The following is a 9003-nucleotide window of genomic DNA, read 5'->3' as shown; positions in this document are numbered from 1 at the left end:
CGATGAACTCCTCATCCACCTCGGTGGCGGTGAGCTCCTCACCCACCAGGTCCTGGATCAGGGGGTAGAAGCGCACCTCGAACCATTTGCGGAACACCGGGTAGGTGCGCTCCGCCGGCCAGGTGCCGGTGTCGCGATGCCAGTAGTCCAGCTCGGCTTCAAAGATCGCCTCGTAGACCTCCTCGAGGATTTCTTCGGCCTCCTCTTGCGTGTCGTAGTCGGGGATCAGATACAGGCAGGGCTCCCTTGCGTCGGCCGCATCGACATCCAGATCCAGTTGCTTGGCCCACTCGAGCAGCTGCTGGGCGGGGTAGATCCCCACCGCGCAGCGGTTCACCACGGCCATGGCCCACCCGGCGGCATTCCCCAGACGCTAGGCAGGGCTTCCTGAGCAGGGTTGGCGCCGCGGGAGAAGCCTGTGGCCTCTTCGGCCGGGAGGTAGAGGGGGCCACGAGGATGGGAGCCTCTCAATGAAGCACCCGGAGGCACTTCGATGAAGGTGATCGTCGATCTCTCCGTTGTTCCGATCGGGGTCGGCGTCAACCTGGCGCCCTACATCGCTGCCTGCGAACGGGTGCTGCTGGACGCCGGTCTCAAGATCCAGCTGCACCCCAATGGCACCGCAATCGAGGGAGAGTGGGCGCCGGTGTTCAAAGCGATCGAGGCCTGCCATTTGGCCGTGCACGCCATGGGCTCTCCCCGCATCTACACCACCGTGAAGATCAACACCCGCACCGATCGGGACCAGACGCTGGAGGAGAAGGTGGCCAGCGTTGAGGCATTGCTCCAACAACCGCAGGAACGGGGCCATTGAAAAGGGCGCCCCGAGTCGAGCGCCCTTGGGCCGGTTGCAGGGCTTGGGCTCGCGCTCTGTCCTGGTCGAGGCCTCTGATTCAGTAATAGATCCGCTGGCCCGCCTTGTCAGTACGGCAAGCCGACCACAGCCACAGGGCATCAGCTCAGAGACTCTCTGCTCATCACTGGCGGCCGCTCACCCTCAGAAGGGCACACCGCACCTCGTCTACCGAAAACCCTTCCTCGGCGATCCATCTGCGCCGGCTGCTCTGGCCAGGCACCAGTGCCACCCTGCTGGCAGCGACGCCAAGTCGCTCGGCGACGAACTTCCGCAAGGCCTCATTGGCAGCACCCTCAACCGGCGGGGCCGTCAGGCGGATCACCACCGCGTCATCCTTCAGCCCCACCACCTCGTTACGACGGCTGCGCGGCTGGATCCACAGGGCGATGCTCTCGCTGGCCGTCATTCGTCACATTCCACTGCCTGCCGAGGATTCCATCTACAGGCCGCTGCGTAGAGGGCATGGGGATGATCGGCAGCGGTTGTGAGGCTGCCGCTCTCTCTTGCAGGGTGAACGCAAAAAGGCCGGCACCATCGGTGGAGGGCCGGCCAGGGGAAAGGGTGATCGTGGTGGCCGCCAGCATTGACGGATCGCAGAGAGCGACCGGCCTCAACGCTGGGACAGAAGAGCGAGATCGGCGATCTGCTGGAGGATGCCATCTCCGCTGAACGCCTCCACGATCAGACCGATCGTGAACCCCAGCATCGCGACGCGTCCGTTGAGACGCTCCGCACGTCTGAGCTCCTCGTCTCGGATCTGCTTGGCGGCAGTGTTCAGGAACCAGGTGTCGTTGGCTTGAGTAGCTCGAGTCATGGGAAACCCTTGCGAGTACAACGAAACATTACGAATGTCGCCAGCTGCTTGACGTGAGGAGCGATACCTAGTCCTGATCTGAGCACAAACCCTGGCCACGGACGGGTGGATCGGTCTGCCTGTCAGAGGTCACCTCCGCTCCGGCTTTCGATGCGTTCCTCGACCGCTTCCCACACCACCCGGTAGGCCAGGCTCTGGGCGTCGCTGATGGCCTCAGCAGCAGGGTGCATCCAGGCCACCTGGCAGGCCAACGCCTCGAAATCATCCGGAACCACCGTCAGACCCAGAAGCTCCAGCGCCGTCGCCACATCTGGTGGATCGGGAACCATCGACCGTCTCCTCATAGGTCCGCTCAGCAAGTCCGCCGCTGCTGATCCTTGCGGCGATGGGCGTTCCTCAGGCCGCCAGTGGAGCGTGGGCTTCGCAGCCGCTCTCCAGCTCTTCCCACACCCGGCGGTAGGCCGCGGTCTGCACGGCGCTCCATGGCTGGGAGGCCGGGTGGCAGCGCGCCACAAGCCGCGCCAGGTCCTGCCGGCTTCTGGGTTTGGTGTTCAGGCCCAGGGCAGCCAGGGCTGCCCGGTGTTCCGTTGACGATCCCATGGCTGTCATCAATCGACCTGTGATCCCTGGATGTTCGCGACGGCCGCCACCTCTGCAAGAGGGGATGCCGATGGCGGTGTTGATCTTCATGGAAGGCGTGCCCCACTGTCAGGTGGTTCAACGATCAGCGGCACTCCTTCTCCTGACGGGACACTTCGGAGGACCAGGGGCCGCAGTTGACCCAGCGCACCATCCCCACCTCCACGTCAGTGAACAACACAAGACCGCCGAGGAAGAGAAGCGCGACCGCCGTGCCTGAGAGGAGGTTGCCAACTGTCATGGGACCAGTGTTCAGGCCGAACCATTGTGCTGCTGCCACTGACCGCCCCGCTGGCGTTGGGCCAGCACGATCCGCGGCATCTTCGACGTGGTCGAGACCAATGACCAGCCCCGCCGACCCGCTCACCCAGCGGTTGCGGACCTGTGAGAAAACCGCATGGATGCTGGGCCGCCTGTTGGAGGCCTGAACGGCTCTGAGCCGCGCTCCATCACCCGGGCTCCCCCTGCTGAGGCAGCAGGAGAGCGCCTTCCCCATGTCATGGGGCCAGGACGGCGACTCACGACACAGTTTGGTGTATCTAGCTACAGACAAATCAGCGCAGTCCTTCTGCCGATGAGGCTTATGGTTAAGTTGCGGATCAGTATTTCCGCTTCTCCCAGTCCCGCCCAATGTCCAAAGCTCCCAACGACCCTGCCCGCGAACAAGCCCTTCGGGACTCTCTGCTCGTCCGTTTTGCCTCCGCTGCCGCAGCTGGCAACATCGACATGAAAAAGGCCCTCAACCGCGAAGCCACTTACTTGGGCATTCAGCTCAACAAGATCGACGGCTCGACGCCTGGCATCCAATGAAGCTGGAGCAGGCAAGCACATGCCTCAGCAGAGCTGCACTTCACGAATTCCAGTAATCCTCAAGGCTGTTGTGTTGCAATGAAGTTGTGTCGCAATGAATCTGAGGGATTTAAGTCAGACGCAACGTCACCACTCTCATGTGGCAGGTCCCTCCACCAGCCTCTGAACCATCACATAGGCATCCATGTAGCCCAGTTGCTTGTGGCGAAAGGCCCCCGGCAGGGTGCCGATGATCTGAAAGCCGTTCTGCCGCCAGCAGCGGATGCCGGCGGTGTTGGTGCTCACCACCAGGTTGAACTGCATGGCCCGAAACCCAAGCCGCCGGGCCTCCTGGAGCGAGTGCTGGCAGAGGCGGCTGCCGATCCCCTGGCGGCGGCAGTGCTCGGCCACCACGTAGCCGGCATTGGCCACATGGGCGCCGAGGGTGAGGGAGTTGGGCCTGATGTAGTAGGTACCCACCACGGCACCTGTGGCAGCGATGGCCACCATCACCGCCTGGCTCTGCTCCACCCACAGGGCCCAGGCCTCCGGCTCGGAGATGGCTGGGTCGTGGGGGAAGGTTTCGCCAGCGCGGAACACTGGCTCCAGCAGGGCCCACACCGCGGGCCAGTCGGCCGCCTCATAGGCGCGGATCTGCAGCGGCGTGGTGGGCGCGGTCAGCGGCGAGGGGGATCGGGGGGATGGTGATCCTCTTCCCCCCATCGGGCAAAGAATCTCCGCTTCCGGCTCAGCGCATCAGTAACCCGATTGGCCCCAGGGCTGCCACGCCGCCGCAGAGAGCCAGCAGCACGCACACGCCACGGGTCCAGGCCAAGGGCAGACGCCGCAGCGCCAGGAAGCTGCCGCCGCTCACCAGCACTGAGCCACTGAAGGCCCCCAGCCACCAGAGCAGGGCGGAGCCGTCGGCCGGAGCTTCCAGGCCGTGCAGCATGGCGTGTACCGCCACCGCTGCGGTCACCAGGGCGGCGCAGGCACCCAACTGGGGGCTCTGCTGCGAGTGGAGGCATCGCAGCACCAGCACCGCCACGGCGCTGATCGCCAGGGCTGCGAGAAATTCTTGGGCCGGCAACGTGCCGCCCATCGCCCCGAACATGCCGCCGCCAACGGCACCAGCCAGGGCCCAGAGCAGCAGTTGGCCGGAGATGCAGGAGGCAGCAGTCCCCACACCGATCAGCAGCAACAGGTGATCGGTGCCGCTGATGGGGTGCAGGAAGCCCGCCCCGATGCCGCCGTGGGCGATGCCATGGGCCTGAGCGGGTTGATCGAGCAGCAGCGCCAGGGCTGCCGCACCGCCGAACAGGGCCAGGGTTCTGGCCGAGAAGGTCTGGGTCATCGAGAGGTCCGGTCCGCGCCGGGGATTGTGCACGGCGAGCGTTCTGACTGAAGGGGCCAGGGCCCCCATCACAGCTGCGGGACAGCGCCGGATTCGGCTCAGGACGAACCTGCACCCCACCGGACTTTCCTCGTTGCCTCCAGGGAGTGACCCGCTGGAACCGTTGCCTCCATTGTGTGGCGCCGTGGCCGTGTGGGCATTACTGGGGGTGGCGGATCAGCCAGCCCAGCATCAGCAGGGATGCAGCGGTGATCCAGCTGCCACCCACCCGCAAGCCGATGGCCAGCCAACGGCGATGCGGAGGGGCCAGGGGCAGGGAAAGCAGGGTGCTCAGCACCGCAATGGCCACGGTCTCCCCCAACAGGGCCGCCAGAGCTCCCGCATGGCCGGCCAGTGCCGAGCCCGCCACGAGGGCGAACAGCGAGGTCAGAACGGCAGCCAGAGGCAACAGCACCACAGGCCGCAGCCGCACCTCCAGGGCCACGAGCAACCCAAGCCCAGCCACCAAGGCGGTGCACAACAGCGCCAGCAGCAGTTCCGAAGGCAGAGTCAGACCGATCAGGCCTCCCAGCAGCCAGGCCAGCGGCAGCAGCAAGGGCAGGCGATCGCCGTAGGGTCTGCCGGCCTGCACGCTCAGCAGCACCAGGCCGATCACGAGCAGCAGATCCGTGGGCTCCAGGAACAGCCGGGCCATCCCATCCCCCCAGGGGCCCAGGCCAGTGGGCGCCAGATGGGCCAGCGGCAGAGTCATGTGAGGGCCTGCTCCAGAAACCACAGCCCCACCAAGGCCACACAACCGCCGGCCCCCTGCACGAAGCGTCGTCCTCCAGGCCAGCGACGCGTCTCGCCCAGCAGGATCCCCACCAGGTGCAGCAGGCCTGTCGCCAGTACAAAGGCCAGGCTGTAGAGGAAGGCGTTGCTGCCGTCGGGCAGTTCAGCGCCGTGGGCATGGCCGTGGAACACCGCAAAGGCGGCCACGATCAGCGCCGCCAACCAGAGCGGCGGCGTCAGCTCGAACAGCACCATCAGGCCCATCACCAGACCTGAGACGGCGATGCCGATCTCCACCCCCGGAATCGGAACCCCCAGAAGGCCGAGCAGCCCTCCGAAAGCCATCACCATCGGAAACGCCACCGGCAGCACCCACAAAGCTGGCGGGCCGAGCACCGCACCCCAGAGGCCCACGGCCACCATCGCCACCACGTGATCGAGGCCACTGATCGGATGCAGAAAACCGGCCACGAACCCACCACCGGGGTGCGGATCGGCATGGGCCCAGGCAGCCATCGGCGCCAGGGCCAGGGCGACACCGGCCAGCAAGGTCCATGGCCAGTTGGTTCGAGCCATCAGTCTCAGGCCGCTGCATTCCATCCTGGATCTTTCACCCAGGCCCCAGGCGTGCCCCTAATGGGGGTGTTCGGAGCAGGGCATCCACTGGCACCGAATCTGGTGGGCGCCAGAGCCGCAGCGGTGCCACGGCGGCGGAACGTCTCCCAGAGGAGCTGCCTGGAACAAGGCCGATGGCGAGCAAATGCGCGAGGGACGAAACCGTGGCCGGGGGCGACGGCCTGGCTGTGGTGTCCAAACCATGACCATGGTCTCCAGTGCTCGCGAGTTGGTGGAGACATGAGTGATTATTTCGAGCAAGCCGCCAGCCCGGCGGTGCTCTTGAGACTCTGTTCCATGCTTTCTCTGCGCTCCACGCTCATCGTTGTCGGTCTGGCGGCTCCGCTGGCGTCCCACGCCGAGAACCTCGACATGGCGGGTGTGAACCGATACGCCACCCAGGAGCAGGTCACCAGCATCACCCAGTTCTCCGACGTCAGGCCGAGCGACTGGGCTTTTCAGGCTTTGACCAACCTGATCGAGCGCTACGGCTGCGTGGCCGGCTACCCCAACGGCACCTTCAAGGGCCGGCAGGCACTCACCCGCTACGAGGCCGCCGCCCTGCTCAACGCCTGCCTCGACCGGATCACCGAGGTGACCGACGAGTTGAAGCGCCTGATGGCCGAGTTCGAGAAGGAACTCGCCGTGCTGCGCGGCCGCGTGGATGGCCTCGAAGCCAAGGTGGGTGAGCTGGAGGCCACCCGGTTCTCCACCACCACCAAGCTCAGCGGACAGGCCACGTTTGTGGTGGGAGCCAATGCCTTCTCGGGTTCGGCTGTCAACACGGCGGCGAACACGGTCAATCGAGCACCGAATGAATTCACCGGTCGTCCACGGACGCCCGTACCTCTGCCCAATGCCACCACGTTCAACTACGACCTGCAGCTGACATTCGACACCAGCTTCAACGGCAAGGATCTGCTGCGCATCAACCTGCGCGCAGGCAACTTCGGCCGCAGCGTGTTTGGCGGTGAGCCCCATTCTTTGGCGCTCTCAACCCTGGAAGTGGCCTTTGAGGAGGATGCTGGCCCCGATGTCGTGGGGATTGACAAGCTCTTCTACCAATGGCCCCTCGGTGGCGGGTTCACGGCCACCCTGGGCGCTCGCGTGGGGCAGGAAGACATGCTGGCCCTGTGGCCCAGCGTGTACCCGGCTGACACCATCCTCAACGTGATGACGGTGAATGGTGCGCCGGCGGCGTACAGCAAAAATCTTGGCGCTGGCGCCGGTCTCTGGTGGCAGAGCAACGGCTTCAGCCTCAGTGCCAATTACGTTGCGGCCAATGGCGACAGCGGCAATCCAAGTGTTTCTGCAGAGGACGGTGGCGGTGGACTTGGCAACAGGAATTCCGGCGCGACCGGCAGTGTCCAGCTGGGCTATCAGCAGGAGCAGTGGGGCCTGGCTGCGATCTGGACCTACGTCCAACCAGAGACCCAGTTCGTTCCGGGAACCACCTCGTTCACCCACAGCGCCATCGATCACAACATCGATGCCACTACCAGTGCCTGGGGCCTGAGCGCTTTCTGGCAACCGCTCCGCAGCGGTTGGCTGCCTTCCCTGAGCATCGGATGGGGAATCAACAGCACCACCTACAGCACGCCCCAACCCCGCGGCAGCCTCAGCACCAGCCAGTCCTGGATGGTGGGTCTGCAGTGGACCGATGTGTTCGCCAAGGGCAATGACTTCGGCTTTGCTGTGGCCCAACCCGTCTTTGCTACAGCGCTCAGCGGCGGCGGAACCCCGAACGACGGCAACTATGTGTGGGAGTGGTGGTACAAGTTCCAGCTGACTGACAACATCTCGATCACACCGGCTCTGATCTATCTCAGCCGCCCCCTCGGCCAGGCAACACCTTCGGGCGAGAGCTTTAGCCAGTTCGGCGGACTGGTGAAGACGAGCTTCCGCTTCTGATCGGAAGCTCGTTTGTTCAGAGTGTCATACACAGCTCCCGAAACGCTCCTACTGGGGAGCGCGTTGAGGAGCTGTGGATCCATTCTCAGAAGATGGCGCCGCCGGACTGTGTTGATGCTGGTGCTGGCCAGGCCGGGCTGGTTTGCGATAGCTGCCTGACCCGCCGCCGCCACAGGCCAGGGCGTCAGGCGTGGATGCCAGGAGGGCAAAGATCAGGGCCACGCTGAGGTTGCGAATCGATTTCATTGTTCAGTGTTGATGTGTTGAATGTTGCGTTGGATGCTCAGAGCACGGCATCCAGAGGTCACCCATGGCGTGCACGCCCTCGCAGCCCAGCTCACGCGCTTTCTGAAGGGCCACCTGCCGGCTCGGGTAGGCCATCAGCTGTTGCTGCGCCGCCCCGCTGCTGTGGTGTTGATGGCCACTGCCTGGGGTCAGCGACCAGATCCCCATGGCACTGACACCGGCCACCACCACCCCCATCCCCACCACGCAGGCATTGAGCACACCCATGCCCACCACCCCGATGCTGATGACCCCCATCGGCACCACACCGATACTCACCACCCCCATCGGCACGATGCCGATCGAGATGATGCCCAACGGCGCCACACCGAAGGCGATCCGCTTGGGCTTGTCGCCACATTGCGCCATGGGAGTGCTCGGGCTCAGTGGGAGGGCCCGGAGCCGTGGGCGTCACCGTGCTTGGCACAGGGCATCCACTGGTTCCCCATCTTGTGGGCGCCCGTGCAGTTGAAGTGCAGCTTGGCGGCCTTCTCCGCTTCTGCCTGAGTGGCGTACATCGCCGGGACGCCGCCCGAACCTGCTGCTGGAGCGGCCAGGCCGGCGGCGGAGAACAGGAGGTTGGCTCCGATCGCGGCTGCCGCCCGGGCTGGCCACGGACTTGAAAGGATCGACACAGGACGGGTGCGAGCGCAGGCTGGCCTGCTGAGCACCCACCCTAGCGAATGTCTCTAGTAACGCACGACTGCTGGAGACTCTGGGCCAAGCTCCCTTGCTTTCTGGCGCCTCCTAGGCTGGTGAAGGTTCTACCCAGTGGAGGGTTCTTGCCTTGGCCCGCCAGGGATCCCTATCAGCAAACCCTGCTCCCAGCCTGCGCATCGGCGAGGTAGCCAGGCGCACCGGCCTGCCGGTGAAGACGATCCGTTATTACTGCGATGAGGGCCTGCTCCAGCCCAAGGATCGCTCCGCAGGTGGATACCGATTGTTTGATGAGGAGAATCTCGCTGAGCT

The 9003-nt window shown here is 64.9% G+C and carries 16 protein-coding genes and 1 riboswitch; of the genes, 4 read left to right on the top strand and 12 right to left on the bottom strand.

The window, feature by feature from the left end; translation table 11 throughout:
* Window positions 1-346: hypothetical protein (locus tag KBY78_RS13125; protein WP_255143952.1), on the bottom strand; the 346-nt coding region annotated here is incomplete at its 3' end.
* Window positions 347-493: 147 nt separating this feature from the next.
* Here KBY78_RS13125 and KBY78_RS13120 point away from each other — a divergent pair.
* Window positions 494-814 (top strand): MTH1187 family thiamine-binding protein, encoded by a 321-nt coding sequence (locus KBY78_RS13120; RefSeq protein ID WP_255143951.1) that lies wholly within the window; start codon window positions 494-496, stop codon window positions 812-814.
* Window positions 815-977: 163 nt separating this feature from the next.
* On the opposite strand, the gene KBY78_RS13115 is transcribed toward KBY78_RS13120, so the two are convergent.
* The 5 genes from KBY78_RS13115 to KBY78_RS13095 all read right to left on the bottom strand — a co-directional run bounded on the left by KBY78_RS13115 (window position 978) and on the right by KBY78_RS13095 (window position 2550).
* The gene (locus KBY78_RS13115) at window positions 978-1262 is read right to left on the bottom strand and encodes a DUF167 domain-containing protein (RefSeq protein ID WP_255143950.1); all 285 of its coding nucleotides are present in this window, start codon (window positions 1260-1262) and stop codon (window positions 978-980) included.
* Between the two features lie 204 nt (window positions 1263-1466).
* Window positions 1467-1670, bottom strand: a complete 204-nt coding sequence (locus KBY78_RS13110) for a chlorophyll a/b-binding protein (RefSeq protein ID WP_255143949.1) — start codon at window positions 1668-1670, stop codon at window positions 1467-1469.
* A 122-nt stretch (window positions 1671-1792) separates the two neighbouring features.
* The gene (locus KBY78_RS13105; protein ID WP_006171022.1) at window positions 1793-1999 is read right to left on the bottom strand and encodes a hypothetical protein; all 207 of its coding nucleotides are present in this window, start codon (window positions 1997-1999) and stop codon (window positions 1793-1795) included.
* A 67-nt stretch (window positions 2000-2066) separates the two neighbouring features.
* Window positions 2067-2270, bottom strand: a complete 204-nt coding sequence (locus KBY78_RS13100; protein ID WP_255143948.1) for a hypothetical protein — start codon at window positions 2268-2270, stop codon at window positions 2067-2069.
* Between the two features lie 124 nt (window positions 2271-2394).
* Window positions 2395-2550, bottom strand: coding sequence for a hypothetical protein (locus KBY78_RS13095; protein WP_006171020.1), 156 nt, complete (start codon window positions 2548-2550; stop codon window positions 2395-2397).
* Window positions 2551-2939: 389 nt separating this feature from the next.
* On the opposite strand from KBY78_RS13095, the gene KBY78_RS13090 reads away from it, so the two are divergent.
* On the top strand, window positions 2940-3119 hold the full coding sequence (locus KBY78_RS13090; protein ID WP_255143947.1) for a hypothetical protein: 180 nt from the start codon (window positions 2940-2942) through the stop codon (window positions 3117-3119).
* Window positions 3120-3254: 135 nt separating this feature from the next.
* Here KBY78_RS13090 and KBY78_RS13085 read toward each other — a convergent pair whose 3' ends face one another.
* The 4 genes from KBY78_RS13085 to KBY78_RS13070 form a co-directional block, all read right to left on the bottom strand.
* Window positions 3255-3821, bottom strand: coding sequence for a GNAT family N-acetyltransferase (locus tag KBY78_RS13085; RefSeq protein WP_255143946.1), 567 nt, complete (start codon window positions 3819-3821; stop codon window positions 3255-3257).
* A 25-nt stretch (window positions 3822-3846) separates the two neighbouring features.
* Complete coding sequence (locus tag KBY78_RS13080) at window positions 3847-4452, bottom strand: HupE/UreJ family protein (RefSeq protein WP_255143945.1); 606 nt, start codon at window positions 4450-4452, stop codon at window positions 3847-3849.
* A 15-nt stretch (window positions 4453-4467) separates the two neighbouring features.
* Window positions 4468-4632: riboswitch (cobalamin riboswitch) on the bottom strand.
* 19 nt (window positions 4633-4651) lie between these two features.
* Entirely contained in the window at window positions 4652-5203 is a 552-nt protein-coding gene (locus KBY78_RS13075) for a phosphoglycerate kinase (protein ID WP_255143944.1), read from the bottom strand.
* The gene (locus tag KBY78_RS13070) at window positions 5200-5799 is read right to left on the bottom strand and encodes a HupE/UreJ family protein (protein WP_255143943.1); all 600 of its coding nucleotides are present in this window, start codon (window positions 5797-5799) and stop codon (window positions 5200-5202) included. Before KBY78_RS13070 ends, KBY78_RS13075 begins: the two co-directional genes overlap by 4 nt.
* Before the next feature lie 336 nt (window positions 5800-6135).
* On the opposite strand from KBY78_RS13070, the gene KBY78_RS13065 reads away from it, so the two are divergent.
* Window positions 6136-7749, top strand: coding sequence for an iron uptake porin (locus KBY78_RS13065; protein WP_255143942.1), 1614 nt, complete (start codon window positions 6136-6138; stop codon window positions 7747-7749).
* A gap of 249 nt (window positions 7750-7998) precedes the next feature.
* On the opposite strand, the gene KBY78_RS13060 is transcribed toward KBY78_RS13065, so the two are convergent.
* Together KBY78_RS13060 and KBY78_RS13055 are read right to left on the bottom strand one after the other, a co-directional pair.
* Window positions 7999-8403 carry a hypothetical protein gene (locus KBY78_RS13060; RefSeq protein ID WP_255143941.1) on the bottom strand — a complete coding sequence of 135 codons (405 nt, stop codon included), beginning with the start codon at window positions 8401-8403 and terminating at the stop codon, window positions 7999-8001.
* Between the two features lie 14 nt (window positions 8404-8417).
* Window positions 8418-8669, bottom strand: a complete 252-nt coding sequence (locus KBY78_RS13055) for a DUF3721 domain-containing protein (protein ID WP_399215878.1) — start codon at window positions 8667-8669, stop codon at window positions 8418-8420.
* 152 nt (window positions 8670-8821) lie between these two features.
* On the opposite strand from KBY78_RS13055, the gene KBY78_RS13050 reads away from it, so the two are divergent.
* A partial coding sequence (locus KBY78_RS13050) for a MerR family DNA-binding transcriptional regulator (RefSeq protein WP_255143940.1) occupies window positions 8822-9003 on the top strand: 182 nt, incomplete at its 3' end.

This window comes from Synechococcus sp. EJ6-Ellesmere (assembly GCF_024345875.1).
GTDB lineage: Bacteria > Cyanobacteriota > Cyanobacteriia > PCC-6307 > Cyanobiaceae > Regnicoccus_A > Regnicoccus_A antarcticus.
The sequence above is the reverse complement of the archived record's forward strand: the minus strand, read 5'-3'. Positions and strand labels throughout refer to the sequence as shown.

Excerpts from the sequence above, each read along its gene's own strand:
- KBY78_RS13120 (WP_255143951.1), top strand. The coding sequence starts at position 494 with ATGAAGGTGATCGTCGATCTCTCCGTTGTTCCGATCGGGGTCGGCGTC.
- KBY78_RS13085 (WP_255143946.1), bottom strand. The coding sequence starts at position 3,821 with ATGGGGGGAAGAGGATCACCATCCCCCCGATCCCCCTCGCCGCTGACC.
- KBY78_RS13065 (WP_255143942.1), top strand. The coding sequence starts at position 6,136 with ATGCTTTCTCTGCGCTCCACGCTCATCGTTGTCGGTCTGGCGGCTCCG.
- KBY78_RS13110 (WP_255143949.1), bottom strand. The coding sequence starts at position 1,670 with ATGACTCGAGCTACTCAAGCCAACGACACCTGGTTCCTGAACACTGCC.
- KBY78_RS13100 (WP_255143948.1), bottom strand. The coding sequence starts at position 2,270 with ATGGGATCGTCAACGGAACACCGGGCAGCCCTGGCTGCCCTGGGCCTG.
- KBY78_RS13080 (WP_255143945.1), bottom strand. The coding sequence starts at position 4,452 with ATGACCCAGACCTTCTCGGCCAGAACCCTGGCCCTGTTCGGCGGTGCG.
- KBY78_RS13105 (WP_006171022.1), bottom strand. The coding sequence starts at position 1,999 with ATGGTTCCCGATCCACCAGATGTGGCGACGGCGCTGGAGCTTCTGGGT.
- KBY78_RS13060 (WP_255143941.1), bottom strand. The coding sequence starts at position 8,403 with ATGGCGCAATGTGGCGACAAGCCCAAGCGGATCGCCTTCGGTGTGGCG.
- KBY78_RS13095 (WP_006171020.1), bottom strand. The coding sequence starts at position 2,550 with ATGACAGTTGGCAACCTCCTCTCAGGCACGGCGGTCGCGCTTCTCTTC.
- KBY78_RS13075 (WP_255143944.1), bottom strand. The coding sequence starts at position 5,203 with ATGACTCTGCCGCTGGCCCATCTGGCGCCCACTGGCCTGGGCCCCTGG.
- KBY78_RS13090 (WP_255143947.1), top strand. The coding sequence starts at position 2,940 with ATGTCCAAAGCTCCCAACGACCCTGCCCGCGAACAAGCCCTTCGGGAC.
- KBY78_RS13070 (WP_255143943.1), bottom strand. The coding sequence starts at position 5,799 with ATGGCTCGAACCAACTGGCCATGGACCTTGCTGGCCGGTGTCGCCCTG.
- KBY78_RS13115 (WP_255143950.1), bottom strand. The coding sequence starts at position 1,262 with ATGACGGCCAGCGAGAGCATCGCCCTGTGGATCCAGCCGCGCAGCCGT.